Annotated in this window: 24 protein-coding genes; 9 read left to right on the top strand and 15 right to left on the bottom strand. The window is 67.1% G+C overall.

All coding sequences use genetic code 11. The features are described 5' to 3' along the window. Positions 1–195 precede the first annotated feature (195 nt). Positions 196–1,734, top strand: coding sequence for a 2-isopropylmalate synthase (locus FK527_RS10725; RefSeq protein WP_144733389.1), 1,539 nt, complete (start codon positions 196–198; stop codon positions 1,732–1,734). A 126-nt stretch (positions 1,735–1,860) separates the two neighbouring features. Then, entirely contained in the window at positions 1,861–3,060 is a 1,200-nt protein-coding gene (gene pbpG / locus FK527_RS10720; protein WP_144733386.1) for a D-alanyl-D-alanine endopeptidase, read from the top strand. Between the two features lie 98 nt (positions 3,061–3,158). Here pbpG and FK527_RS10715 read toward each other — a convergent pair whose 3' ends face one another. From FK527_RS10715 to FK527_RS10700, 4 genes are read right to left on the bottom strand one after another with little or no spacing between them, the layout of a single operon-like run. Then, positions 3,159–3,989: an IclR family transcriptional regulator gene (locus FK527_RS10715; protein ID WP_144733383.1), complete on the bottom strand. Its 831-nt coding sequence runs from the start codon at positions 3,987–3,989 to the stop codon at positions 3,159–3,161. A gap of 53 nt (positions 3,990–4,042) precedes the next feature. Further along, positions 4,043–4,801 carry an arginyltransferase gene (locus FK527_RS10710; RefSeq protein WP_144733380.1) on the bottom strand — a complete coding sequence of 253 codons (759 nt, stop codon included), beginning with the start codon at positions 4,799–4,801 and terminating at the stop codon, positions 4,043–4,045. Further along, positions 4,798–5,610, bottom strand: a complete 813-nt coding sequence (gene aat, locus FK527_RS10705) for a leucyl/phenylalanyl-tRNA--protein transferase (RefSeq protein WP_144733377.1) — start codon at positions 5,608–5,610, stop codon at positions 4,798–4,800. The genes FK527_RS10710 and aat overlap by 4 nt, the downstream gene beginning before the upstream one ends. 56 nt (positions 5,611–5,666) lie before the next feature. Continuing rightward, the gene (locus tag FK527_RS10700; protein ID WP_144733373.1) at positions 5,667–6,896 is read right to left on the bottom strand and encodes a nucleoside recognition domain-containing protein; all 1,230 of its coding nucleotides are present in this window, start codon (positions 6,894–6,896) and stop codon (positions 5,667–5,669) included. Positions 6,897–7,037: 141 nt separating this feature from the next. Here FK527_RS10700 and FK527_RS10695 point away from each other — a divergent pair, with 141 nt between their 5' ends. Next, the gene (locus FK527_RS10695) at positions 7,038–7,865 is read left to right on the top strand and encodes a ferritin-like domain-containing protein (protein WP_144733370.1); all 828 of its coding nucleotides are present in this window, start codon (positions 7,038–7,040) and stop codon (positions 7,863–7,865) included. 46 nt (positions 7,866–7,911) lie between these two features. Here FK527_RS10695 and FK527_RS10690 read toward each other — a convergent pair whose 3' ends face one another. The 9 genes from FK527_RS10690 to FK527_RS10650 all read right to left on the bottom strand — a co-directional run bounded on the left by FK527_RS10690 (position 7,912) and on the right by FK527_RS10650 (position 18,005). Then, positions 7,912–9,201: an amidohydrolase family protein gene (locus FK527_RS10690; RefSeq protein ID WP_144733367.1), complete on the bottom strand. Its 1,290-nt coding sequence runs from the start codon at positions 9,199–9,201 to the stop codon at positions 7,912–7,914. A gap of 59 nt (positions 9,202–9,260) precedes the next feature. Beyond that, the gene (locus FK527_RS10685; protein ID WP_144733364.1) at positions 9,261–9,899 is read right to left on the bottom strand and encodes a LysE family translocator; all 639 of its coding nucleotides are present in this window, start codon (positions 9,897–9,899) and stop codon (positions 9,261–9,263) included. A gap of 2 nt (positions 9,900–9,901) precedes the next feature. Then, positions 9,902–10,825: an ABC transporter permease gene (locus FK527_RS10680; RefSeq protein ID WP_144733361.1), complete on the bottom strand. Its 924-nt coding sequence runs from the start codon at positions 10,823–10,825 to the stop codon at positions 9,902–9,904. Positions 10,826–10,919: 94 nt separating this feature from the next. Next, a complete protein-coding gene (locus FK527_RS10675; protein ID WP_144733359.1) occupies positions 10,920–11,981 on the bottom strand; it encodes an ABC transporter permease in 1,062 nt (353 codons plus the stop codon). Further along, positions 11,978–13,600: an ABC transporter ATP-binding protein gene (locus FK527_RS10670; protein WP_144733357.1), complete on the bottom strand. Its 1,623-nt coding sequence runs from the start codon at positions 13,598–13,600 to the stop codon at positions 11,978–11,980. Before FK527_RS10670 ends, FK527_RS10675 begins: the two co-directional genes overlap by 4 nt. A 16-nt stretch (positions 13,601–13,616) precedes the next feature. Then, positions 13,617–14,705, bottom strand: a complete 1,089-nt coding sequence (locus tag FK527_RS10665; RefSeq protein WP_144733354.1) for a BMP family protein — start codon at positions 14,703–14,705, stop codon at positions 13,617–13,619. Positions 14,706–14,803: 98 nt separating this feature from the next. Beyond that, positions 14,804–15,439: a uracil phosphoribosyltransferase gene (gene upp / locus FK527_RS10660; RefSeq protein WP_144733351.1), complete on the bottom strand. Its 636-nt coding sequence runs from the start codon at positions 15,437–15,439 to the stop codon at positions 14,804–14,806. A gap of 108 nt (positions 15,440–15,547) precedes the next feature. Then, a complete protein-coding gene (locus tag FK527_RS10655) occupies positions 15,548–16,390 on the bottom strand; it encodes an enoyl-CoA hydratase-related protein (RefSeq protein WP_144733348.1) in 843 nt (280 codons plus the stop codon). Between the two features lie 52 nt (positions 16,391–16,442). Further along, on the bottom strand, positions 16,443–18,005 hold the full coding sequence (locus FK527_RS10650) for a helicase HerA-like domain-containing protein (protein WP_144733345.1): 1,563 nt from the start codon (positions 18,003–18,005) through the stop codon (positions 16,443–16,445). 87 nt (positions 18,006–18,092) lie between these two features. Between FK527_RS10650 and FK527_RS10645 the strand changes: the two genes are divergently transcribed. The 6 genes from FK527_RS10645 (at position 18,093) to FK527_RS10620 (ending at position 23,545) form a co-directional block, all read left to right on the top strand. Next, positions 18,093–18,812, top strand: a complete 720-nt coding sequence (locus tag FK527_RS10645; protein ID WP_144733342.1) for a YebC/PmpR family DNA-binding transcriptional regulator — start codon at positions 18,093–18,095, stop codon at positions 18,810–18,812. A gap of 2 nt (positions 18,813–18,814) precedes the next feature. Next, positions 18,815–20,116, top strand: a complete 1,302-nt coding sequence (purD, locus tag FK527_RS10640) for a phosphoribosylamine--glycine ligase (RefSeq protein WP_144733340.1) — start codon at positions 18,815–18,817, stop codon at positions 20,114–20,116. Continuing rightward, positions 20,113–21,150, top strand: a complete 1,038-nt coding sequence (gene hemF, locus FK527_RS10635; RefSeq protein ID WP_144733337.1) for an oxygen-dependent coproporphyrinogen oxidase — start codon at positions 20,113–20,115, stop codon at positions 21,148–21,150. The genes purD and hemF overlap by 4 nt, the downstream gene beginning before the upstream one ends. Positions 21,151–21,476: 326 nt before the next feature. After that, positions 21,477–22,295 carry a ribosome silencing factor gene (gene rsfS / locus FK527_RS10630; RefSeq protein ID WP_144733334.1) on the top strand — a complete coding sequence of 273 codons (819 nt, stop codon included), beginning with the start codon at positions 21,477–21,479 and terminating at the stop codon, positions 22,293–22,295. Positions 22,296–22,312: 17 nt separating this feature from the next. Continuing rightward, positions 22,313–22,780 carry a 23S rRNA (pseudouridine(1915)-N(3))-methyltransferase RlmH gene (gene rlmH / locus FK527_RS10625; RefSeq protein ID WP_144733331.1) on the top strand — a complete coding sequence of 156 codons (468 nt, stop codon included), beginning with the start codon at positions 22,313–22,315 and terminating at the stop codon, positions 22,778–22,780. 114 nt (positions 22,781–22,894) lie between these two features. Beyond that, positions 22,895–23,545, top strand: coding sequence for a Maf family protein (locus FK527_RS10620; protein ID WP_144733328.1), 651 nt, complete (start codon positions 22,895–22,897; stop codon positions 23,543–23,545). Here FK527_RS10620 and FK527_RS10615 read toward each other — a convergent pair whose 3' ends face one another. Continuing rightward, positions 23,546–24,298, bottom strand: coding sequence for a Crp/Fnr family transcriptional regulator (locus FK527_RS10615; RefSeq protein WP_144733325.1), 753 nt, complete (start codon positions 24,296–24,298; stop codon positions 23,546–23,548). Between the two features lie 162 nt (positions 24,299–24,460). Further along, entirely contained in the window at positions 24,461–26,284 is a 1,824-nt protein-coding gene (locus FK527_RS10610; RefSeq protein WP_144733322.1) for a nitric oxide reductase activation protein NorD, read from the bottom strand. Between the last annotated feature and the right edge of the window lies 1 nt (position 26,285).

Here is a 26,285-nt window from a genome sequence, read left to right as displayed (position 1 = left end):
TGCTACATTCCACGCCCATGAGCAAGTTTGCGCTAGCCCTTCTACTGCTACCTCACCACGGGCGGAGGCAGTAGGCGCGCGCGCATACTTTTTCTAACGAGGCCCGTTTGCACACCTGCAGCGGGCCTTTTGTTTTGCGCGCAAAAATTTCGCAACCCAATCCATCCCATCGTTTTTTGACACCAGGAGCATTTCATGGCCGACCAACTCATCATTTTCGACACCACCTTGCGCGACGGCGAGCAGTCGCCTGGCGCTTCCATGACGCGCGAGGAAAAGCTGCGCATCGCGCGCCAGCTCGAGCGCCTGAAGGTCGATGTGATCGAGGCTGGCTTCGCGGCGAGTTCGGACGGTGACTTCGAGGCCGTCAAGGCGATCGCCCAGGTCATCAAGGATTCCACGGTCTGCTCGCTCTCGCGCGCCAACGACCGCGACATCGCGCGCGCGGCCGAGGCGCTCAAGGGCGCCGCACGTGCGCGCATCCACACTTTCATTGCAACCTCGCCGCTGCACATGGAGAAAAAGCTGCGCATGACGCCCGAGCAGGTGCTCGAGCAGGCGCGGCAATCGGTGCGCTTTGCACGCAATCTGCTCGACGACATCGAGTTCAGCACCGAAGACGGCTCGCGCAGCGACGTCGACTTTTTGTGCCGCGTGATCGAAACCGTGATCGCCGAAGGGGCGACCACGATCAACGTCCCTGACACCGTGGGCTATGCCGTGCCCGAACAGTACGGCCACTTCATCAAGACCTTGCGCGAGCGCGTGCCCAACAGCGACAAGGCGATCTGGTCGGTGCACTGCCACAACGACCTGGGCATGGCGGTGGCGAACTCGCTCGCGGGTGTGCATATCGGCGGTGCGCGCCAGGTCGAGTGCACCATCAACGGCCTGGGTGAGCGCGCGGGCAATTGCTCGCTCGAGGAGGTGGTGATGGCCGTGAAGACGCGGCGTGATTATTTTCAGCTCGACGTGGGCATAGACACGCGCCACATCCTTGCCGCGAGCCGCATGGTGAGCCAAACCACGGGTTTCGTGGTGCAGCCCAACAAGGCCGTGGTCGGGGCGAATGCGTTTGCGCACGCGAGCGGCATCCACCAGGACGGCGTGCTCAAGGCGCGCGACACCTACGAAATCATGCGTGCCGAGGACGTGGGCTGGAGCGCCAACAAGATCGTACTGGGCAAACTCTCGGGCCGCAATGCCTTCAAGCAGCGCCTGCAGGAGCTCGGCGTGAGCCTGGACAGCGAGGCCGAGATCAACGCTGCGTTCTTGCGCTTCAAGGAGCTGGCCGACCGCAAGAGCGAGATTTTCGACGAGGACATCCTCGCGCTCGTGAGCGAAGAAAACCTCAGCGGCGAGAAGGAAAAGTACGGCTTCGTGTCGCTGTACCAGCAGAGCGAAACCGGCGAGCAGCCGCATGCGCGCATCGTCTTCACGGTCGATGGCGTCGAGGTGACGGGCGAGGCGAACGGCAACGGCCCCGTCGATGCCTCGCTGAAGGCGATCGAATCCATCGTGCACAGCGGCGCCGAGATGGTGCTGTATTCGGTGAACGCGATCAGCGGCTCGACCGAAAGCCAGGGCGAAGTGACGGTGCGGCTGCAAAGCAGCGGACGCGTGGTCAATGGCGTGGGTGCCGACCCCGACATCATCGTGGCTTCGGCCAAGGCCTATCTGAGCGCGCTGAACAAGTTACAAAGTAAAGCCGAGCGCGTGGCGGCGCAAGGCTGAACCAAGCGGGCAGGGCGCATCTATAATTCATCCCGATTCTGAGAAGGCCATGCAACGCATTGATTTTGCGTGGCTTTTTTGGGTGGTTTGCAAGTACCGACATTTTTTACCACCGGGAGCATTTGGATGCACCATCGTCGCCCAACTGCAGCGCATCGTTTCATCCGCCATTGCGCGCGCTTTTTCGGTATCGCCTTGGTCGGACTGGCGCTGTCGGCACCCGCGGTGCAGGCGGCTACGACGACGGCACGCCAAAAAACCGCAGCCACAAAAAAGCACGTCGCAGTTGCTGCGTCGAAATCCGTAAAGGCGAGCAGCAAGAGTGGTGGCAAGTCCCACCGGCAGGTGGCGGCACGCAAGTCTGCCGTTGCCAAAACCACGGTGGTAAGCAAGTCCACTGCCGCGCCGCGGGTGCGGCGCACGCTCGCGGCGCGCTCCGCCAAGGCGCCGGCGCGTGCCGTCGCTGCGGCACCTGAGCGGCAATCGTTTGGTGCGGCGGCGGGGCTGCACGCGGTGAACGATCCGCTGGACTTGAAGTCCAGCGTGGCGCTGGTGCTCGATCAGGACACGCACGAGGTCTTGCTGAGCAAGAACGACCGCGCCGTGCTGCCCATTGCCTCGCTGACCAAGCTCATGACGGGGCTGCTGGTGGTGCAGGCACGCCTGCCGCTCGACGAGCCCATCACGATCACGCAGGAAGACGTGGACACCGAAAAGGGCAGCCACTCGCGCCTGGCCGTGGGCACCACGCTTTCGCGCGGTGAAATGCTGCATCTTGCGCTGATGTCGAGCGAAAACCGCGCCGCGCACGCGCTGGGGCGCACCTATCCTGGCGGGCTCGATGCCTTTGTGGCGCTGATGAACGCCAAGGCGCGCCAGTTGGGCATGACGAACACGCGCTACGTCGAGCCCACCGGTTTATCGAGCAGCAACCAGGCAAGTGCGCGCGACCTCGCGGTGCTCGTGAACGCTGCCTACGCCGAGCCCCTGATGCGCGAACTCTCGACATCGCCAGGTTATGAAGTCGCGGTGGGCCGCAGAACCCTGCAATACAACAACACCAACCGCCTGGTCAAAAACCCCGATTGGGACATAGGGCTGCAAAAAACGGGCTACATCTCCGAAGCCGGGCGCTGCCTCGTGATGCAGACCAAAATTGCCGGGCGCCGGCTCATCATGGTGTTCCTAGACTCGGCGGGCAAGCTCAGCCGCATCGCCGATGCGCAGCGCGTGCGCAACTGGGTCGAATCAGCCTCGGCCGCAGGCGGGGCACCGGCAGTGGGCGCCAAAATACAGCCCGCAGCGCGCTCCACCCGCGATAGCTGAAGCCGTAAGCTTGGCAAGGACTTCAGCGCCATTTTGTTCGGGAGCGCGTGCCTAGGAGCCTGGGTGGAAACCGTCGCGAGCGGCCCGGGTGCAAGCTCTCAGCGCTTTCCTTGCGTGGCGTGGGGCGCGCGCAAACCGCTGACGGCTTCCTTGCCAGGCTGGTAGCCGAGCGCGAGCGAGATTTCCTGCGCCGTGGCCTGCAGTTTGGGGCCCCAGCCTTCGTCGAGCCGGTCGGCCGGTGCGGAGATCGACAAGCCTGCGACGAGCTGCCCCTGGTCGTCGAAAACGCCCGCGGCCATGCAGCGCACACCCAGTTCCAGCTCTTCGTTGTCGCGCGCGATACCGTACTGGCGTGTTTTGGCAAGCTCGCGCTCGAGCGTGGCAAGCTGTGTGATGCTGTTGCGCGTGTGCCCCGCGAGGCCCGTGCGCGTGGCGTAGGCGCGTACGCGCTGGGCATCGTCGTACGCCAGGAAGAGCTTTCCCGTGGACGTCAGGTGCAGCGGCGCCCGGCCGCCTATGGCGCGCACCACCTGCATGCCCGAGCGTTCGCTGTAGCTGCGTTCGATATAGACGATTTCATCGCCTTGGCGCACGCTGAGGTTCACGGGCTGTTGGATCAGCTTGTGCAGCTTGCGCATGGGGGCGAGTGCGGCTTCGCGCACGTTGAGGCGGCCTTTGACGAGGTTGCCCAACTCCAGCAGACGCATGCCCAGGCGATAGCTGCCGGTTTCTGGCCTGTCGACGAAGCGGCCCAGCGTCAGGTCGTTCAGGATGCGGTGCGTGGTCGAGGGGTGCAGGCCGGTTTTTTCGCTGAGCTCCTTGAGCGAAATCGGCTCTTCGCGCGAAGCCAGGACGTCGATCAGGGTGAACATGCGTTCCAGCACCTGGATGCTGGGCTTGCTGGCAGTGGCCTGGGGATTTTTCTTCATGGGACATGCGCTAGACGATGTTCACGCATCTTATCTTGTGAAATGTCTTGCCATCAATCGGGAATGGATTCGGGCGCATCCCGCCATTGCCATTTGCCGTCCACGAGCACCTCGTGCGGCACAAAGCGCGCCTTGTAGGCCATCTTGGGGCTTTGCGCGATCCAGTAGCCCAGATAGACGTAGGGCAGGCCGAGCTGGCGCGCTTCCTGCACTTGCCACAACACGCTGTAAGTGCCGTAGCTGCTGTGTGCGTCGGACTCGTAAAAGGTATAAACAGCCGACAGTCCATCGTCGAGCACGTCGAGGATGGACACCATCTTGAGGGCGCCGGGCTGGCCGCCCGTTCCTGGCGCGCGGAACTCGACCAGGCGCGAGTTCACGCGGCTTTGCAGCAGGAACTGGGTGTATTGGTCGATGTTGTCCTGGTCCATGCCGCCGCCGGGGTGGCGCAGGCTCTGGTAGCGGCGGTAGAGCTGGTAGTGCTCGGCCACGAAACCCAGACGCAGCACGCGCACCTGCAAGTCGGCGTGGCGCGCGGCGGCGCGGCGCTGGCTGCGGTCGGGCCGGAACGCTGCCACGGGCACGCGCAAGGGGATGCAGGCCTGGCAGCCGTCGCAATAAGGCCGGTAGGTGAACATGCCGCTGCGCCGAAAGCCCTGCGCCACCAGCGCCGAATACGGCCCCGTCTGAATCAAGTGGCTGGGCGTGGCAACCTGCGAGCGCGCCTGCCGCCCAGGCAGGTAGCTGCAAGGGTAGGGGGCCGTGGCGTAAAACTGCAGGGCGCGCAGCGGGAGTTCGTTGAGTTGCGTCATGCGTGGGCCGGCAGGGGGGAAGCTGTGGCCGCGGCTGGCGGGGTGGCCGCGGTGGTCGAATGCACCAGCGGGTGCGCGAGCAAGCCGTCCCAATACGACGGGTCGAAGTGCCAGCGCAGGGGCGGCAGCGTCTGTGCAGTGGCGATGTGCTGCAGGAAGTCGGTGCGTGGAATCTCGCGTGCGCCCAGCGACGCCAGGTGTGCGGTGTTTTGCTGGCAGTCGATCAGCGCCACGCCTTCGCGCCGACACAGGCACACCAAGGCCGCGAGCGCGATTTTGGAGGCGTCGCTGGCGTGCGCGAACATCGATTCGCCGAACACCGCGCGCCCCAGCGCCACACAATACAGCCCGCCCACGAGCTTGCCATCGACCCAGGTTTCGACGCTGTGCGCGTCGCCGGCCGCGTGCAGCCGCTCATAGGCACGCACCATTTCGGGGACGATCCAGGTGCCGTTTTGGCCGGCGCGCGGCGTGCTTGCACAGGCGCGAATGACTTGGCCAAAGGCGTGGTCTATGCGAATCTCACAATCGGGCGTGGCGGCAAAGCGCTGCAAGGTTTTGCGCAGCGAGCGGTGCAGGCGGAATTCGGCCACCGGCAGCACCATGCGCGGATCGGGCGACCACCAGAGGATGGACTGCCCCGCGCTGAACCACGGGAAGCAGCCTTGCGCATAGGCCGCACGCAGGTACGCGAGATCGAGCGCGCCGCCCGCGGCCAGCAGGCCGGGGGCGGGCGTGTCCGGCCCCCAGGCGCGGTTGGGGGGCGGCAGCGGGTCTTCGGGTTCGAGCCAGGGAAGTTGCAAGGGCATGTGCAAAGCGTAGCAAAGAGCGGCCCAGGCTGCAGAAAATGCACAGAAAAAGGGGCTCAGCCAAAAAACCAATAGCACACGGCAATCGCCGCGAGCACGCCCGCAAGCTCGGCGAGCAGCGCGCAGGCTACCGCGTGGCGCGCACGCTGTATGCCCACGGCGCCGAAATACACCGCGAGCACGTAGAAGGTGGTTTCGGTGCTGCCCTGCACCGTGGCGGCGAGCAGCGCGGCAAAGCTGTCCACGCCGTGGGTCTGCATGGTTTCGATCAGGAGGGCGCGCGCGGCGCTGCCCGAAAAAGGCTTGACCAGCGCCGTGGGCAGCGCATCGACGAAGCGCGTGTCCCAGCCGAACCATTGCACGGCCACGCGGATCGCGGCGAGCAGGTAGTCCAGCGCCCCTGAGGCGCGCAGCACGCCCACGGCGCAGAGCATGGCCACGAGGTAGGGCAGCAGGTTTTTTGCCACCTCGAAGCCTTCGCGCGCGCCGTCGATGAAGGCCTCGTACACAGGCACGCGCCGCCAGGCGCCCAGCAGCAGAAAAAGCAGCAGCAGCCCGAACAGCAGCAGGTTGCCCAGCAGTGACGACAGCTGCGTGAGCGCCGCCGCCGGCAACGTGGCCAGCAGCGCCATGAAGCCGCCCAGCGCCAGCGCCACGGGCAGCAGGTAGGCCAGCACCACGGGGCTCCACAGGGGCAGGCGCTGCACCCAGGCGACACTGAGCAGGCCCACCAGGGTCGAGGCCGAGGTGGCGAGCAGGATGGGCAGAAAGACCAGCGCCGGATCGGGCGCGCCCTGCTGCATGCGGTACATGAAAATCGTCACCGGCAGCAGCGTGAGCGAAGACGCGTTGAGCACGAGGAACAGGATTTGCGCGTTGCTCGCGCTCTCGGGGTGTGGGTTGAGCGTTTGCAATTCGCGCATGGCCTTGAGGCCGATCGGCGTGGCGGCGTTGTCCAGGCCGAGTGCGTTGGCGGCAAAGTTCAGCGTGATGAGCCCGAGTGCCGGGTGCCCGCGCGGCACTTCGGGCATGAGGCGCTGAAACAGCGGCGCAAGCCCGCGCGCGAGCGCCGCGACCAGCCCCGCGCGCTCGGCGATGCGCAAAAAGCCCAGCCACAGCGTGAGCGTGCCAAAAAGCAGCAGCATCACCTCGACCGAGAGCTTGGCCATGGCAAACAGCGCCTCGACCATGGCGGCAAACACCTGCGGCTGGCCGCCCACGAGCCACTGGCCGAGCGCAGCGAGCGCGGCGGTGAGGAAAAAGCCGAGCCAGAGACGATTGAGCATAGAGTCGGGGAGGGTGCGCTGCTTGTGCAAATGCAGCAGGATAGCCTTGTAAGAATGGGCTCCAAAAGCATACGGCGTGGGAATTTTGCGCGGTTTCTTGGTATCGTAGGAGGCATCTCAGCAACCAGGAGAAGACAGACCATGACCGAAAACCAAGCGAGCACGAACCTGCGCTGGCGTCTGGAAGAGCTGGACTTTTCTGCCCTGGACGCCGCGAAGGTGCAGGCGCGCGACGATATTTTTCTGCTGGTATGCAGCGCCTCGTTCGTCGAAAGCGGTGCTGACGTCTATGCACAGAACCTCGTCGATTATTTTGCCGGCGATGCCGAAGCCGGCGAATGGCTGGACGCACACTGGATGGCCGAGGAGCTGCAGCACGGCCGGGCGCTCAAGGCCTACGTGCAACAGGTCTGGCCCGACTTCGACTGGGACGGCGCCTATGCCGACTTTTTTGCCGAATACTCCAAGCTCTGCACCACCGACGAGCTCGAACCCACGCGCGGGCAGGAGATGGTGGCGCGCTGCATCGTCGAGATGGGCACCACCACTTACTACCAGGCGCTGCACGCCGTGAGCGACGAGCCCGTGCTGCGCGACCTGTGCTGGCGCATACGCACCGACGAGGTGCAGCACTACAAGCACTTCTACCACTATTTTTTGAGCTACCGCGAGCGCGAGCACCTGAGCCGCCCGCAGGTCATCGCCACGCTGTGGCGCCGCGCGGCCGAGCTGCGCCAGAGCGACGCCGACATCGCCCTGCGCCATGCCTGGAACTGGCGCTTTCGCGGCCGCGCCGACGCGCCGCCCTACGACGCCATGAGCCGACAGCTGTTCGCGCTCATGCGCACCCAATACCCGGTGGACATGGCCATGCGCATGGCGATCAAACCGCTGCAGCTGCCAGCCTGGCTGGAGCAGCGCATGGAGCGGCCCCTGAGCGCCATGGCGCGCTGGGCTTTGCTGCATTGATCTTGATAGCAGCACATGCTTGCTGTACCTAGGCTATAGCCCGTTTTTATGTGTAATTTGCAGGCGGCAGCAAAAAATCCGCGCCATTTGGGCGGCCCGGTACCCTGAGCTGGCTCACGGGCGCCGGGCTTTGCGCGATTTGCTTGCCTCGCCGGTACACCGCGAGGCGCGCTGCGCGCAATCGGATGGCTTCGGCGGGGTCGCGCGCATGCAGCAGCACGAAGTCGGCGTGGCAACCCGGCTGCAGGCCGTAGCCCTCCAGCCCCAGCAGCCGCGCGGGCTGCGTGGTCACGGCCTCGAAGCAGGCGCGCATGGCGCTCTGGCTGGTCATCTGCGCCACGTGCAGCCCCATGTGCGCGACTTCGAGCATATCGGCGCTGCCAAGGCCGTACCAGGGGTCGAGCACGCAGTCCTGCCCGAAGGCGACCGTGAGGCCCGCCGCGAGCAGCTCGGGCACGCGCGTCATGCCGCGACGCTTGGGGTAGCTGTCGTGGCGGCCTTGCAGGGTGATGTTGATGAGCGGATTCGCGACCACGCCGAGCTGCGCCTCGGCCAGCAGCGGAATCAGCTTGCTGACGTAGTAGTTGTCCATGCTGTGCATGGACGTCAGGTGCGAACCCGTCACGCGCCCCTGCAGGCCCAGGCGCTGCGTCTCAAAAGCCAGGGTTTCGACATGGCGCGAGTGCTGGTCGTCGCTCTCGTCGCAGTGCATGTCCACGCGCTTGCCCGCTTCGGCTGCGATCTCGCACAGGATGCGCACACTTTCTGCGCCCTCGGCCATGGTGCGCTCGAAGTGCGGAATGCCGCCCACCACGTCCACGCCCAGTTCCAGCGCACGCCGCACGTTGGCCAGGCCGCCGGGGCTGCGCAGCACGCCGTCCTGCGGAAAGGCAACGAGCTGCAGGTCGAGGTAGGGCGCCACGCGCCGCTTCACGTCGAGCAGCGCATGCACCGGCAGCAGGTTCGGCTCGCTCGTGTCCACGTGGCTGCGGATCGCGAGCAGGCCGCGCGCCACGGCCCAGTCGCAATAGCGCAGCGCGCGCTCGACGATGGCCTCGTGCGTGAGCGTGGGCTTGAGCTCGCCCCACAGTGCGATGCCTTCGAGCAGCGTACCGCTTTCGTTCACGCGCGGCTGGCCGTAGCTCAGGGCCGAGTCGAGGTGGAAATGCGCATCGACGAAGGGCGGGCTGAGCAGCAGGCCGCGGGCATCCACGGCCTCGTGCGCGGGCGCCTGCAGACCTTCGGTGACTTCGATGATGCGGCCATCTTGCACGGCGATGGACATGTTGCGGCGGCCATCGGGCAGGCTGGCGCGGGTGATGAGCAGGTCGAGCATGGTTGGATGCGTGGATGGCGTGGATGGCGTGGAAGAAGGGGCGGAAGGTCCACAGCCTCTCAAGCGGCGTGTTTGCGGTAGCTGGCCAGCAGCGCCGCCAATGCCGCCATGGCGACAGCGCAGCTGCGGTGCAGGTAGCGCAGGCCGAGGGGCGAGAGCCAACGTACTGCCTGGCGGCCCGCGACCGCGTAAGCCACCATCACCAGGGCATCGATGGCGACGAACAAGGCACCCAGCAGCGCGTATTGCGGGCCCTGCGGCAGCGCTGGATCGATGAACTGCGGCAGGAACGCGGCAAAGAACAGCAGGGCCTTGGGGTTGGAAAGCGCCACGCCCAGGCTGCGCACAAAGGCTGCGCGGCCCTGCACCCCCTGGCCCGGCGCCTGCGCCAGCAGCGCTTGCACATTCAGTAGTGGGCTGCGCCAGATTTGTACGGCAAGCCACAGCAGGTAAAGCACGCCCACTGTCCTCAGTCCGTCGAACAGCAGCGCAGACGCCGCCAGCAGCGAACCCAGCCCCACGGCGACGACGGCGATCACCAGACTGCTGCCTACGCAGGCGCCGGCCATGCCCCAGCCCGCCCGCCGCATGCCACCCGCCATGCCGTTGGAAAGTGCCAACAGCATGGTGGGGCCGGGAATCACGGCCAGCGCCAGCGAAGCCGTGGCAAAGAGCAAAAAGGTTTCGAAGGCGGGCATGGTCAGCGTTCTCCCTTGCGGTAGGGCTTCATCAGCGCCTGCGGGTAGGCGGCCTTGCGCGCCATCAGCACCAGCGCGAGGATGGACAGCAGGTAGGGCAGCATCAGGTACACCTGATAGGGCAGCCAGGCGTCGCCCGATTGTTGCAGGCGCAGCTGCAGTGCGTCGAAAAAGGCGAACAGCAGCGCGCCCGCCAGCGCCTTGCCGGGCCGCCACGAGGCGAACACCACCAGCGCCACGCAAATCCAGCCACGGCCGTTGACCATGTTGAAGAAAAACGTGTTGAAGGCTGAGAGCGTGAGAAAGGCGCCGGCCACGCCCATCAGCGCCGAGCCGGCGACCACGGCGCCCGTGCGCAGCGTGGCGACCGGGATGCCCTGGCTCTCCACCGCCTGGGGATTTTCGCCTACCGTGCGCAGCGCCAGGCCCAGCGGCGTGCGCGCCAGCAGCCAGGAGAGCGCGGGCACCAGCAGCAGCGCGAGCAGGGTCAGCGGGGTTTGCGCCTGCAGCACAGGCACGCCGAGCCAGGCCATGGGCGTGAAAGGCTCTATGGTGGGCGGGGTGTTCACCTTGGGGAAGCTGACGCGGTAGCCGTAATAGCTGAGCGCCGTGGCAAACAGCGTGATGCCCAGGCCCGAGACATGCTGCGACAGCGCCAGCCAGACCGTGAGCAGGGCGTGCAGCAGTCCGAACGCGGCGCCCGTGAGCGCGGCCACTGCTACGCCAGCCCACAGGCCGTGGCCCGCATAGACCGTGAGCCAGCCTGCAAAAGCGCCCGCGACCATGATCCCTTCTATGCCCAGGTGCAGCACGCCGCAGCGCTCGCACAGCAGCACGCCCAGCGTGCCCAGGATCAGCGGCGTGGCCACGCGCAGCACGGCGCCCCAGAACGTCAGGTTGGAGAGGATGTCCAGCCATGCGGTCATACGCAGAGCTCCTGCGTGGTGGACGCTTTTACATCGATAGCTGCTTGCGCTGTATGTAAGGGCGCTAGTGGCCAATTTTGCTTGTAATTAAAAGTCATTTCCAGCGCACCCGGTATTGTGTGAGCAGCGTGGCCACGAGCACCGCGAGCAGCGACGTGGCGACGATCACGTCGGCGATGTAGGTCGGCACGTCCAGGGCGCGCCCCATGCTGTCGGCGCCGACCAGCGTGCCCGCCACGAAAACGCCCGCTGCGATCACGCCCAGCGGATGCAATCCGGCCAGCATCGCGATCACGATGCCGCTGTAGCCGTAGCCGGGCGACATGTCCAGGGTCACGTAGCCCGTGCGCCCGGCGACTTCGATCGCGCCCGCGAGGCCGGCCAGAGCGCCCGAGAGCAGCGCCACCCACACCAGCGTGCGCGTCACGGGCACACCCGCGAACGCCGCGGCGCGCGCGTTCGCGCCCGTGGCGCGCAGGTCGAACCCGGGCAGCGTGCGCGCCAGCAGCAGCCACAGCAGCACGGCCAGCGCCAGCGCCCACAGCAGGCCCGTGTGCAGGCGCGTCTGTGGCACCAGGCGCGCGAGCTCCAGGCCCTCTTGCAGCGCCACGCTCTGCGGCCAGCCGAGCGCGAGCGGGTCTTTCATGGGGCCGTCGAGCAAGGCAGAGACGAGCAGCAGCACGATGAAGTTGAGCAGCAGCGTGGTCACCACCTCATCGACGCCCAGGCGCGTTTTGAGCAGCGCCGGGCCCAGCAGGAGCAGTGCCCCGGCCAGCGCTGCGGCCAGCATCATGAGCGGAAACAGCAGCCACGCGGGCGCAGCGAAGCCCATGCCGCCGTGCAGACCGCCCACGGCCACGCAAGCCAGGGCGCCGGCGTAGAACTGACCCTCGGCGCCGATGTTGAACAGGCGCGCGCGAAACGCCAGCGCAGCGGAGAGGCCCGAGAGAATCAGCGGTGTGGCGCGCGTCAGCGTTTCCGTGAGCGCGAACACCGAGCCGAATGCGCCCTGCAGCAGCAGCGCGTAGCTGCGCCCCACGGGTGCACCGGCCCAGCGCAGCAGCAGCGCGCACACGAGCAGCGTGAAGACGACGGCACCCACGGGCGCAGCCACGTAGGCTGCGGGGGCGATGGCATGGCGTTTTTCGAGTCTCATGGGACAGCTGCGGGGCGCGAGGGGTGGCTGTGCGTATTTTCGATATCGCTATCGATCCCATCCTTGCCTGCGACACCGCCGGCCATCGCCAGGCCGATGCTGGCGCGTGTCCACGCATGCGCGGGGCGCACGGGGCTGAGCGCACCGGCGTGCAGCACGGCGATGCGCTCGCCCAGCGCGATCACCTCGTCGAGATCGTCCGAGATCAGCAGCACTGCCGCGCCCGCATCGCGCGCGGCGACGAGCTGCTGCTGCACAAAGCGCACCGCGCCTATGTCCAGACCCCAGGTGGGCTGGTGCGCGACGATCAGGCGCGGCGCAGGGGCATCGGCGCGGCCGTCGACACCGGTGGGCGGCAGCAGTGCGCGGCCGAGGATGAGCTTTTGCATGTTGCCGCCCGAGAGCGCACGCGCAGGGCTGTCGAGCCCGCCGCCGCGCACGTCGAAAGTTTCGACGATGCGGCGTGCATGCGCGCGCGCGGCGGCACGCCGCAGCCAACGGCCGCGCCACCACGGGTAGGCAAACCAGGGGCTGCGCAGGCGCTCGGAGACGGCGTTCTCCCACAGCGGCAGTTCGCCCACCAGGCCCACACCCTGGCGGTCTTCGGGAATGCGTGCGACGCCTTGTTCGACGAGCCAGGCCGGGCGCGTCTGCCAGAGTTGCCCCTGCAGTGTGAGCCGCCCCGCGATGGGTGCACGCAGGCCGCTGAGCAGCTCGGCAAGCGCCGTCTGGCCGTTGCCAGAAACGCCTGCCACGGCCAGGATCTCGCCCGCGTGCAATGTCAGAGAAACGGCGTGCAAACGCTCGCGCAGATGGTCTGAGGTGCTCACATTTTCGAGAATGCAGCACGGCGTTCCAACGCGCTTGGCGGGCTGCCGCAGCGGCGCGGCTGCCACGGGTTGACCGACCATCCACTGCGCCAGCTGCTCCTGCGTGGTGCCGGCTGCGGGCGCCTCGGCAACGAGCCGGCCGTGGCGCAGCACGGCCACGCGCTGCGCCACGCGCAGCACCTCGGCGAGCTTGTGGCTGATGAAAAGAATCGACAGGCCCTGCGCGGCCATTTGCGTGAGTGTCTGTAGCAGGGCTTCGCTCTCTTGCGGCGTGAGCACGGCGGTGGGCTCGTCGAGGATGAGGATGCGCGCGCCACGGTACAGCGCCTTGAGGATTTCCACGCGCTGGCGCTCGCCCACCGAGAGGCTGCCCACGCGCGCATCGGGCTGCACGGGCAGGCCAAAGCGCCGCGCCACCTCGAGCAGCCGCTGCCGCGCCTGGGCGCGGCGCGAAAACGGCTGCCACAGCGGTTCGGTGCCCAGCAGTACGTTGTCGAGCACGCTGAGGTTGCCGGCGAGCGTGAAGTGCTGGTGCACCATGCCTATGCCCGCCGCCAGCGCCGCGCGCGGTTGGCCGGGCGGCAGCAGCCGGCCATGCACCCAAATTTCGCCCGCATCGGCGACGTAGTGGCCAAAGAGGATGGACATCAGCGTGGACTTGCCCGCGCCGTTCTCGCCGAGCAGGGCCAGCACTTCGCCGCGCGCGAGCTGCAGGCTGATGCCGTCATTGGCCACCAGCGGCCCGAAGCGTTTGGTGATGCCGCGCAACTCCAGGACGGTTTCCGTCATGTCGGGCGTACTGTGCTTATTTGACCGTGGAGCGCGGCGCGCTGTCGTCGATCTTCACGGTGAATTTGCCGGCGCGGATGTCGGCTTCGCGGGCGCGCACCTTGGCCATGAGCTCGGGCGGGACTTTTTTCTCGAAGGTGCCCAGCGGCGCGAGCGAGGAGCCGCCCCACTTCATCATCGAATAAGGGCCGTAGTCCTCGGCGCTGAACTTGCCCTCTTTGACGCGCTGGACCGCGCGGTCAATGGTCGGCTCCATGTGCCACAGGGCTGAGGCGACCACGGTGTCGGGGTACTGCTCCTGCGTGTTGATGACGTTGCCGATGGCGAGCTTGCCCTTGTCCTTGGCCGCGTCGCTCACGCCGAAGCGCTCGGCGTAGAGCACGTCGGCGCCCTTGTCGATCATGGCAAAGGTGGCTTCCTTGGCCTTGGGTGGATCGAACCAGCTGTTGATGAAGCTGACCGTGAATTCGACCTTGGGGTTGATCTCGCGCGCACCGGCCATGAAGGCGTTCATCAGGCGGTTGACTTCGGGGATCGGAAAGCCGCCGACCATGCCGATCTTGTTCGTCTTGGTCATGCCGCCGGCGATCATGCCCGTGAGGTAGGAGGGCTCCTGGATGTAGTTGTCGAACACGCTGAAGTTGGGCGCCTGCGGTTTGCCTGAAGAACCCGCGAGGAAGGCGACCTTGGGAAAGTCCCTGGCTACCTTGCGCGCCGCGGCTTCCACGCCGAACACCTCACCCACGATGAGCTGGCTGCCGCCCGTGGCGTATTCGCGCATCACGCGCTCATAGTCGGCGTTGGCCACGCTCTCGCTCGACTTGTATTCGATCTCGCCGCGCGCCTCGGCGGCCTTCAGCGCCTTGTGGATGCGGCTGACCCATTGCTGCTCGTAGGGCACGGTGTAAATGGCCGCGACCTTGAGTTTGGGCTGCGCCGCCTGTGCCACCGCTGGCGCCGGGGCCAGGCCCAGCGTGGCTGCGGCGCTCAGGGCCAGGCCGAGCAGGCGGGCGCCAAAGCCACGGCGTGTAGGGCGCGCGGCGCTGGCGCAGCGCTTGGTTTTGGCCTCGACTGTGGTGCGGGAGGCGTTGGAACGATCGGTCATGGTGCGTCCTCATGCAAAAGGGTAGGAACGATGCCAGGATGAAACAACGAAGGGAAAGCAAGATGCGCGCCCAAGTGGTGCGCCTGTTTGCGGCGGGCCTACTTCGTGCCAAAAATCCTGTCCCCCGCGTCGCCCAGGCCGGGCAGGATGTAGCCGTGCTCGTTGAGCTGGCGGTCTATCGCGGCGGTGTAGATGGGCACGTCGGGGTGCGCCTGGCGCAGCGTGGCGATGCCTTCGGGGGCGGCCAGCAGGCACAGGAACTTGATCGAGCGGGGCTGCAACTGCTTGAGCCGCGTGATGGCCGCCACCGCCGAGTGGCCCGTGGCCAGCATGGGATCGACGACGATCACGTCGCGCTCGTTCATGCCGGTGGGCATCTTGAAGTAATACTCCACGGCTTCGAGCGTGGCCGGGTCGCGGTACAGGCCGATGTGGCCCACGCGGGCGTTGGGCACCACGCGCAGCAGGCCATCAAGCATGCCGTTGCCCGCGCGCAGGATGGAGGCAAAGACCAGCTTCTTGCCGTCGATGATGGGCGCCATGGTCTTTTCGAGCGGCGTCTCGACTTCGACGAGCTGCGTGGGCACGTCGCGCGTGATCTCGTAGGCCATGAGCATGGCGAGCTCGCCCAGCAAGGTGCGAAACGACGTGCTGCTGGCTTCCTTGTTGCGCATCAGCGTGAGCTTGTGCTGCACGAGCGGGTGGGTGACGACGTGGACTTGGGGGTCGGTCATGGCAGGCGTGGGGCGAATGAAGGAGGGCTGAATTTTGGATCAAAAATGGCCTTGAAGCGCATACAGCAATCGCTGGCAGCTACTGTTTCAATAACACTTTGCGCATTCTCATCCGGCGTCGCCAAAGCGCCGCAGCGGCGCCAGGGGCGGGAAGTCGGCGGCGCTTTTTTGCTTCATCGCACGGATCGCGGTTTGCACGTTGGCGGTGCTCCACACCGCGCCTTGCAGCCAGCCCATCTGGCGCAGGCTGTCTTCGACGGAGTGGTCGCGCGCGTAGTTCAGCGCCTGTTTGCTGCCCCAGACGGCCACGGGCGCCTTGCTCGCGATTTCGCGTGCGCACTGCAGCGCGCCGGCAACCAGCGCCTCGTGGCTGTCGAACACTTCGTTGACCAGGCCGCAGGCCAGCGCGCGCTGGGCGCTCAGGCGCCTGCCGGTGTAGGCCAGCTCCTTGGCCAGGCCCATGGGGATGAGCTTGGGCAGGCGCTGCAGCGTGCCCACGTCGGCCACCATGCCGATGTTGATCTCCTGCACGCAAAAGAAGGCGTCGGCGCTCGCATAGCGTATGCAGGCCGCGGTGACCATGTCCACCGCGCCGCCTATGCAGCCGCCGTGGATCGCGGCGATCACGGGGATGCGCAGGTTTTCGAGCCGCGTGAAGGTGGCCTGCAGGTCGCCCAGCAGGTCGAAGATCGCGGCACGACCCTCGGGGCTGGCGTCGTCCATGGCGATCGCGCCGCCGAACACGTCGAGCGCCATGCCGGCCGAAAAGTGCTTGCCCGTGCTCGAAATCACCAGCGCGCGCGCCGCGTTGCCGTTGTGTAGCTCGCTGAGTACGCCGTCGAGTTCGCGCCAGAACACCGGGCCCATGGTGTTCATGGCCTCGGGGCGGTTCAGCACGAGGTGCGCGACATGGGCGTCGATCTGGAAGGAAAAGCAGTTCAGGTCGGTCATACAGGAGCTCCGTGGGAAAAATGAGGCATCAGCAGGCAAGCGGCCCGCCGCGTCAGCGTCGCTTGCCGCCCACGAGCGTGCCCATCACGCCGCGCAGCAGCTCGCGGCCCAGCGCCGAGCCCATGGTGCGCACGGCGGACTTGGCCAGGGTCTGCGCCAGGCCGTCGCGCTGGCCGCCGCGCGGGCCGGTGCTGCCGAACAGCACTTCGCCCAGGCCGCCGAGCACGCCGGACAGGGCGCCCGCGCCGCTGCCGGCCTCGGCTGAACCGGCTTGGGAGGTGTCGGGCGCTGCACCGGCGGGAGCAGACGCGCCCGACGCATCGGGCGCCCCAGCCGCCGACAGGGCGCGGCCCTGCAGCTTTTCGTAGGCCGATGCGCGATCCACGGTTTTTTCATAGACGCCTGCGACCAGCGATTGCGCGCGCAGCGCCGCGCGCTGCTGCGGCGTGATCGGGCCGATCTGGCTGCCCGGCGGCAGCACGAAGGCACGTTCGGTCACGCCGGGGCGGCCTTGCGCGTCGAGCAGGCTCACGAGCGCCTCGCCCACGGCGAGCTCCGTGATCGCCCGTTCTATGTCCAGCCCCGGGTTGGGGCGCATGGTGCTGGCTGCGGCCTGCACGGCCTTCTGGTCGCGCGGGGTGAAGGCGCGCAGCGCGTGCTGCACGCGGTTGCCCAGCTGCGCGAGCACGCTGTCGGGGATGTCGAGCGGGTTTTGCGTGACGAAATACACGCCCACGCCCTTGGAGCGCACCAGGCGCACGACGAGCTCGATGCGTTCGAGCAGCACCTTGGGCGCCTGGTCGAAAAGCAAATGCGCCTCGTCGAAGAAGAACACGAGCTTGGGCTTTTCGGGGTCGCCGATTTCGGGCAGCTGCTCGAACAATTCCGACAGCAGCCACAGCAGAAAGCTCGCGTACAGGCGCGGCGCGTGCATGAGCTGGTCGGCCGCCAGGATGTTGACCACGCCGCGGCCATCGACGGTTTGCAGCAGGTCGGCAATGTCGAGCATGGGCTCGCCGAAGAACTGGTCGCCGCCTTGCTGCTCGATCTGTAGCAGGCCGCGCTGGATTGCGCCCACGCTCGCGGCGCTGATGTTGCCGTAGCTGGTAGTGAGCGTGCGCGCGTTGTCGGCGGCCCACTGCAGCACGGCGCGCAGGTCTTTGAGGTCAAGCAGCAGCAGGCCGTTGTCGTCCGCGAGCTTGAACACCAGATTCAGCACGCCCATTTGCGTGTCATTCAAGTCCAGCATGCGCCCCAGCAGCAGCGGCCCCAGGTCGGAAATGGTGGCGCGCACAGGGTGGCCTTGCACGCCGAACACGTCCCACAGCGTCACGGGGCAGGCTTGCGGTGTGGGCGCAGGCAGGCCGCGCTCGGCGAGCGTGGCGGCGAGCTTGTCGCCCATGCTGCCCGGCTGGCTGATGCCGCTGAGGTCGCCCTTGACGTCGGTGAGGAACACCGGCACGCCGATGCGGGAAAAATTCTCCGCAAAGGTCTGCAGCGTTACCGTCTTGCCTGTGCCTGTGGCGCCGGTGATGAGGCCGTGGCGGTTGGCCATCTGCGGCAGCAGCTCGCAGCGGGTGTGGGCATTGCGCGCGATCAACAGAGGTTCAGTCATGGCATATGGCGATATAAGAGGTTGAAGGGGCGTTGAAGGGCAAAAGTAAAATCCGGCAAGATTAAAACAGGATCAAAAGGACATCCCATGGCAGGACACAGCAAATGGGCGAACATCCAGCACCGCAAGGGGCGGCAGGATGAAAAGCGCGGGCGCATCTGGACGCGCATCATCCGCGAGATCACCGTGGCCGCGCGCGCCGGCGGGGGCGACTTGGCGGCCAATCCGCGCCTGCGCCTGGCGGTGGACAAGGCCAGGGCGGCAAACATGCCTTCGGACCGCGTCAAATACAACATCGACAAGGCCACGGGCAACGCCGAGGGTGTGAACTACGAGGAAATCCGCTACGAGGGCTACGGCATTGGCGGCGCGGCCGTGATCGTGGACACCATGACGGACAACCGCGTGCGCACCGTGGCCGAGGTGCGCCACGCCTTCAGCAAATACGGCGGCAACCTGGGCACGGAAGGCTCGGTGGCGTTCCAGTTCAAGCACTGCGGGCAGTTGATCTTCCCGCCCGGCACGAGCGAGGACAAGGTCATGGAAGTGGCGCTCGAAGCCGGCGCCGAAGACGTCATCAGCGACGAGGAGGGCACCATCGAGGTACTCACCGCGCCCGCCGACTTCGAGGCCGTGAAGGCCGCGCTCGAAGCCGCCGGGCTCACGCCCGAAGTGGCCGAAGTCACCATGCGCCCCGAAAACACCGTGGAGCTCTCGGGCGACGACGCCGCGCGCATGCAAAAGCTCCTCGACGCGCTCGAAGACCTCGACGACGTGCAGGCGGTCTATCACAACGCGGCGCTTTAACCATGGACATTCTCGTCATTGGCGGCGGTGGCCGCGAGCACGCACTGGCCTGGAAGCTGCGCCAGTCGCCCAAGGCCGGCAAGATCTACGTCGCGCCGGGCAACGGCGGCACGGCGCTGGCTGGCCAGTTCGACAACCTGCCCATCACCGACGTGCAGGCGCTGCGCGCCTGGGCGCAAGAGCACAAAATCGGCCTCACCGTGGTCGGCCCCGAGGCACCGCTCGCGGCGGGCGTGGTCGATGAATTTCGCGCGCATGGCCTGCGCATCTTCGGCCCCACGCGCGCCGCGGCGCAGCTCGAGAGCTCCAAGGCCTTCTCCAAAGCCTTCATGCGCCGCCACGGCATCCCCACGGCCGACTACGACACCTTCACCGAGCCTGCACCTGCGCACGCCTTCATCGAACGGCTCGGCGCGCCCATCGTCGTCAAGGCCGATGGCCTGGCGGCGGGCAAGGGCGTGGTCGTGGCGCAGACGCTTGCCGAGGCGCACGCCGCGGTCGATTACATGCTGATCGATAACAAATACGGCGTGCAGCACAACGCGGACGCCGAGGGCAAAGCGCAGCCGCGCGTGGTGATCGAAGAATTTTTGCCCGGCGAGGAGGCGAGCTTCATCGTGCTGTGCGATGGCAAAAACGTGCTTGCGCTTGCCACCAGCCAGGACCACAAACGCCTGCTCGACGGCGACCAGGGACCCAACACCGGCGGCATGGGCGCGTATTCGCCGGCGCCGGTCGTCACCGCCGACGTGCACGCGCGCGCGATGCGCGAAATCATCCTGCCCACCGTGCGCGGCATGGCCAAGGACGGCATCCCTTACACGGGTTTTCTCTACGCCGGTTTGATGATCGACGCGCAGGGTCGGCCCAAGACGCTCGAATTCAACTGCCGCATGGGCGACCCCGAAACGCAGCCCATCATGATGCGCCTCAAAAGCGACCTGGTCGACGTGCTCGGCGCCGCCATCGACGGCAAGCTCGACCAGATCGAGCTGCAGTGGGACCGGCGCACGGCGCTGGGCGTGGTCATGGCCGCGCACGGCTACCCCGAGCAGCCGCGCAAGGGCGACGCGATCACCAGCCTGCCGCCCGATACCGCGCTGGACGACGACGCCATGGTGTTCCATGCGGGCACCGAATTGGTGGACGGCGTGCTGCGCACCAGCGGCGGGCGCGTGCTGTGCGTCACCGCGCTTGGCGACAGCCTGCGCCTGGCCCAGCAGCGCGCCTACGAGATCGTGCAGCGCATCCACTTCGACGGCGCGCAGTACCGGCGCGACATCGGCCACCGGGCGCTGAAATGAGCGCGCAGCAAACGGCTGCGCAGGCCCTCTCCATCGCCCAGGCCGACCAAGTCCCCCAGGTGCGCGCCTATCTGCTGGGCTTGCAGGCGCGCATCATGGACGCGCTCGATGCTATCGAAGCAGAAGCTGCTTGCGCAGGACAGACGGGCGCCAAGAGCCTTATCGATCCTTGGAGCAAAGCGCCCGGCGAGCTGCTCCAGGGCGACGGCATCACGCGCATCATCGAAGGCGGGCAGGTGTTCGAGCGCGCGGGTTGCGGGTTTTCGCACGTGCGCGGGCCGCGCCTGCCGCCCTCGGCCACGCAGCACCGGCCCGAGCTCGCGGGCGCGCCGTTCGAGGCCATGGGCGTGTCGCTGGTGTTCCACCCGCGCAACCCCTACGTGCCCACGGTGCACATGAACGTGCGCATGATCGCCGCCCGTCCACCCGACCAAGGCCCCGGCGCGCCCGCGCACTGCTGGTTCGGCGGCGGCATGGACTTGACGCCGTACTACGGCTTTCTCGAAGACGTCCAGCATTTCCACCGCTGCTGCCGCGACGCCCTGCAGCCTTTTGGTGCCGACAAGTACCCGCGCTTCAAGCAGTGGTGCGACGAATATTTTTACCTGCGCCACCGCGGCGAGCAGCGCGGCGTGGGTGGTATTTTTTTCGACGACTTTGCCGAGCTCGGCTTTGCGCAAAGCCTGGCCCTGCTGCAGTCCGTGGGCGATGCGTTCCTGGGCGCCTACCTGCCCATCGTGCAGCGCCGCCGCCACACGCCCTGGGGCGAGCGCGAGCGTGCGTTCCAGCTCTACCGGCGCGGGCGCTACGTCGAATTCAATCTCGTGTGGGACCGCGGCACGCACTTCGGCCTGCAGTCGGGCGGGCGCACCGAGTCCATCCTGCTCTCGATGCCGCCGCTCGTGGCCTGGTCGTACCAACGTGAAGACGGCCCCGACACGCCCGAAGCGGCGCTCGTGCGCGACTTTTTGCAGCGGCGCGACTGGCTTGCCGAAGCGGGCGCCGCTGGTAGTACGGCGATGCTCAAAAAATGAGAGCTGCTCGCGCTTGCTGCACCTGCACTAAAGGCCAAAAACACCTGAAATTTCCGCGCCGCCACCGTGGCGCCCGCACGTCGGTCCAGGAGCCTGTCGGACTTTGGAATCGTCGGCTGCGAATGTGCCGCAGCGGTCCATTTTTTACCGGCTTCTTGCCCCATAGCACCACTATGGGGCTGCGAATCCGGCAAAAACTGGCCTCGCTGGGGCGCATTCTCGCTTTCGACGCCCAAAGTCCGACAGGCTCCTAGGGAACTCGCCTATGGCTGGCATGCGGCTTGCGGCTTAATATTTCGTCCATTTCCTTTGCCCACACCCTTCTGATGAGCACCAATACCCTTTCGGAATCTGCCGCCAAAAAGAACATCACCAAGCTCCAGCGCGCCATCGTCGATGGCCTGGAGGATGTCAAGGCGCAGGACATACAAGTCTTCAACACGGCGGAACTCTCGCCGCTGTTCGAGCGCGTGATCGTGGCCTCGGGCACCTCGAACCGCCAGACCAAGGCGCTGGCCGCGAGCGTGCGCGACGCGGTGCGCGCGGCGGGCTTCGACAAGCCGCGCGTCGAGGGCGAGGACAACGGCGAGTGGATCATCGTCGATTGCGGCGCCGCCGTGGCGCACATCATGCAGCCCGCGATCCGCCAGTATTACCGGCTCGAAGACCTCTGGGGCGAGACGCCCGTGCGCCTGAAGCTCGGTGCCGCCAAGCCCGTCAAGCCCGCAAAGTCCGCCAAGGCCGCAAAGAAAACCGCCAAGCCTGCCCAGGCCGCAGCGCCCGAGGATGAAACTGCGGCAAAGAAGCCGGCCAAGCGCAGCAAGGCAAACGCCGGGCAGGCCGATGCGGCCGCCTCTGCCGTGAAAAAATCTACGGCCAAAGAGCCTGTAGCCAAGAAAGCGTCAGCGCGGACAGCTACCAAAACCGCAGTCAAATCGGCAGCCCAAGCCACCCCGAAAACGGCTGTAAAGACGGCCGCAAAAACAGCCGTGAAGAAGGCTGCGCAGAAGACCACCAAAGCGCCCGCCAAAACCCCGCGCAAAACTTCCGCCAAGGCACCCGTGCAGACCATCGTCGTCGCGCCGCCCGCGCGCATGAAGGCGGCCGCAAAAACCGCGGCCAAAAAAGCCCCAGCTTCCCGCTGAGCTGACGCACGCAGGCCATGAAGCTGCTGATCGTGGCCGTGGGCCAGCGGGTGCCCGACTGGGCGCAGACGGCTTACGAGGACTATGCCAAGCGCTTTCCGCCCGAGCTCAAGGTCGAGCTCAAGACCGTCAAGACCGAGCCGCGCGGCAGCAAAAGCCTGCAAACCCTGCAAGCCGCGGAGCGCGCACGCATCGAAGCCGCGCTGCCGCGTAGTGCGCATGTGGTGGTGCTCGACGAGCGCGGCGCGCGCCTCACCACGCCGGCGCTGGCCGAGCGTCTGCGCGGCTGGCAGCAAGCGGGCGACGACGTGGCGCTCTTGATCGGTGGGCCCGACGGGCTGGACCCGGCACTGCGCGCCGCTGCGCACGAGAGCCTGCGGCTGTCCGACCTGACGCTGCCGCACGCTTTGGTGCGCGTGCTGTTGATCGAGCAGCTCTATCGCGCCTGGTCCATCAACGCGGGCCATCCGTACCACCGGGCCTGACGTGCTCGGGCATGATGGGGGTGGCCGCGCCACCGCAGATTGCTATGGAGTTTGTATCTACTCGCGTTGGCAGCGCAAGCGCAAATGGCATATTTCTTTCATAATTTGGCAGCCATGTCCGCCTTCATTTACCTCGCCTCGCAAAGCCCGCGCCGCAGCCAGTTGCTCAGCCAGATCGGCGTGCGCCATGCACTGCTGCTGCCCCAAACACCGGGCGCTGACGACACCGTCGGGCAGGTGGTCGATGACCTCATCGAAGACGCCGAAGCGCTCGAAGCCGTGCGCCCCGGCGAGGCGCCTGCCCGCTACGTGCAGCGCGTGACGGCGCTCAAGCTCGACGCCGCCGTGGCGCGGCATGCGCGTCGCGGCCTGCCCGCAGCGCCGATTCTGTGCGCCGACACCACTGTCGCGCTCGGGCGCAGCATCTTCGGCAAGCCCGCCGACGCAGCCGAGGCCGCGCGCATGCTCGCCGCGCTCTCGGGCAGGGTGCACCGCGTGCTCACGGCCGTGGCGCTGCAGGCCGGGCCCCGGCGCCTTGCGGCGCTGTCGGTCTCGCGCGTGCGTTTTGCCGCCATGACGCCGGCGCAGATCACCGCCTACGTGGCCAGCGGCGAACCGCTGGGCAAGGCCGGGGCCTATGGCATCCAGGGGTCCATCGCCCAATACGTGGAGAACCTGAACGGCAGCTACAGCGGCATCATGGGGCTGCCGCTGTATGAGACGGCGCGGTTGCTGCGCGCCGTGGGCGTGCTGCGCGACCACTGATCACTGGTAGTTCGCAAGCCGTTCGACGTCAGGGATGTGGATCTCGCGCTTGTCGATGCGGATCAGCCCGGCGGCTTCCAGTTCGTGCAGCACGCGCGAGAAATACTCGGGCGTGATCGACAGGCGCGAGGCGATGGTGGCCTTGCTCACCGGCAACGACACCTGCAGCGCCACGGCCTCTTTGCGCGCGGTGAGGCACGGCGCCGCACGGCCGGCGCTGGCGAGGGCCAGCGCTGCGGCGTCTTCGGCATTCTCTGGCAGCGAGCGCAGCAGGTAGCCGATCACGCGCTGCATGCCGTTGTGCAGTGCATAGGTCTGCACGTCGTGCACCAGGCCGTGCAGGCGGCGCGAGATGCCCGCCAGCATGCGCATGGCAAAGCGCGGGTCGCTCTCGATCTCCTGCACCACGGCGGCCTTGCCCACGCTCAGCAGCAAGGTGTCGGCCAGGGCCTGGGCGTTGATGATGTAGGGCTTGTCGGTGAACATCAGCGCCTCGGCGAAGCTCATGCCGGGGCCGGCGAGCTCTATGACCTTCTCCTGCCCGGCAGGCGATGTGGCGAACAGCTTGACCTGCCCCATGACGGTGACGTGGAACTCCTTGCAGGGCGTGCCCACACGAAACACGTCATCGCCGCGTGCATAGCGCCGCAGGCGACAGCCCGCAGCCAGTCGCTGCAGTTCGGCAGGGGTCATTTCCTGGAACAAGGGCAGGGCCGCAAGATAGCGCGGGATGTCGAATTGCTGGATGTCCATGGGCTGGCTTGGGTGGGTGCTTAAAGTGGAATTATGAATAACTCTTTGATTTCTGCAGAAATTCTGTATCCCGCGTGCAGCAATCGCATGACATCCCCACGGGCGCGCGCCCGTTTGCCGTGGCGCTGTCTGCTGCAAGCGCTGGAGCAGGGAAGTGCCGCGTCAGCGTGTCAGCGCAGCATAAGCAGCGGCCAGGCGGCGCACCAGGTCTTGCGGGCGGTGTACCAGTGCGTAGCCGGCAGAGCCGAACAGGTAGGGCAGGTAGTCGTGTGCCTGCGCGTCTATGGTGACGCAAAACGGCGTCAGCCCGGCCGCGCGCGCGGCGTGCACGGCGTGGCGCGTGTCTTCGAGGCCATAGCGGCCTTCGTACTGGTCCAGGTCGTTGGGCTTGCCGTCGGTCAGCAGCAGCAGCAGGCGTAGGCGCTCGGGGCGCGCGGCCAGCTGCACTGTAGCGTGGCGGATGGCCGCGCCCATGCGGGTGTAGTAGCCAGGTTTGATGGCCCCGACGCGGTCGCGCGTGCGCGCGTTCCAGGCCTCGTCAAAGCTTTTGAGCTGGTGGATGCGCACGTTCTGCCGCCGCACTGACGAGAAGCCCAGCATCTCGAACGGGTCGCCGCTGGCAGACAGCGCCTCGCCGAACACGTACAGCGCGTCGCGGATCACGTCGATCACGCGCGCGTTTTGCGTGGCGTAGGCGTCGGTGGAAAGCGACAGGTCGGCCAGCAGCAGCGTCGCCAGGCTGCGCTCGCTGCGCACGCGCCGGCTGAACACCGCCGGCGTTGCGCTGTGCGGCGCGGCCGCAGCGTCGACGCGGTGCCGCACCCAAGCGTCAAGGTCCAGCTCTTCGCCCTCGGGCTGGGCGTGCAGGTGCCCCATGCCGCCGCGCAGCACCTCCATGCGCCGGCGCACGCGCCGGGCCGTCACGCGCAGCGCGGGCGGGGGGCAAAAGGGTGCCGGATCGACGGGCACCAGAGTCTGCAGCGCGCAGTGCTCGGCGATCAGCTGGCTGCGCCGCCAGTCCCATTCGGGCAGGCGGATGCCGGGGCCCAGTGGCTTGTCATCGGCCGCGGCGCTGGGCAGGTCCAGGTCGAACTTCACGCGCGAAGCGGTGGTCTGGCCGTCGGGCGCGATGGCGAGCAGGTCCATGTCGTTTGCCGCGGCCAGGGCGTTGCCGTCGTCGTCATCGTCGCTCGCGCGGTTGACCTTGACGAATTCGCCCCACGAGAAGATGGATTCAGCACGGAAAAACATCAGCAAGGGCGCCTTGTCGCGTTCGTCGGCCACGGCCTGGGCGCGGCGGCGGCGCGGGTCTTGCTTGCTGGCGGGGCGCTCGGCGTGGGCCCCTGCGGGGTCGGGTCTGCACGCCGCTGGTGCCACCGTGGCGGCGGCGGTGTCCAGCCAGAGCCAGACCGGCGCCACTTCTTCGGGGCGCACGTCGGCGGCGATGTCGCTTTCTCGGTCCTTCAGCGCACGCCGCACCATGTGTTCGGCCTCGGCCGCGCGGCCGCGCAGGCCCGAGGGATCAGGGCGCAGCGCGCATTCCGCGGCCAGCAGCTGCCGGTAGCGCCCGGCCAGGCCCGGAAAGGTGGCCAGCGCGCGCTGCGTGGCGCGCCGGTTGTCGGCGATCCAGTCGCCCGTGGGCGCGATGTGCGCGGCCAGCGCCGCCAGCCAGAGGTAGAGCGCGCGGTTCAGCGCGGCGTCCGCATGCACCGCGATGCGCGGCGGCAGCGACAGCACCTCGGGTTCGAGCCGACCGGTGGCCGCGTGCGTGCCGGTGCCCGCCACGCGCTCGAGCCAGTGGCGCGCGCCGCCCACCTTGCGCGCGCCAGCCGGCGCCACGCGCACTGCCGCAGCGCCGCCCGCTGCGCGGAACATCAGCGTGATGCTGCGCTGCACCTCGTCCAGTTCCACCGCGGCGTTTTCGTGTTGCCGTTGCGCGGCGCGGCGGATGAAGCGGTCCCACTGTTTGCCTACCCACTCTTCCATC

The organism is Extensimonas perlucida, assembly GCF_007655255.1.
GTDB classification, from domain to species: domain Bacteria; phylum Pseudomonadota; class Gammaproteobacteria; order Burkholderiales; family Burkholderiaceae_C; genus Extensimonas; species Extensimonas perlucida.
This window is presented reverse-complemented; position numbering and strand designations above follow the sequence as displayed.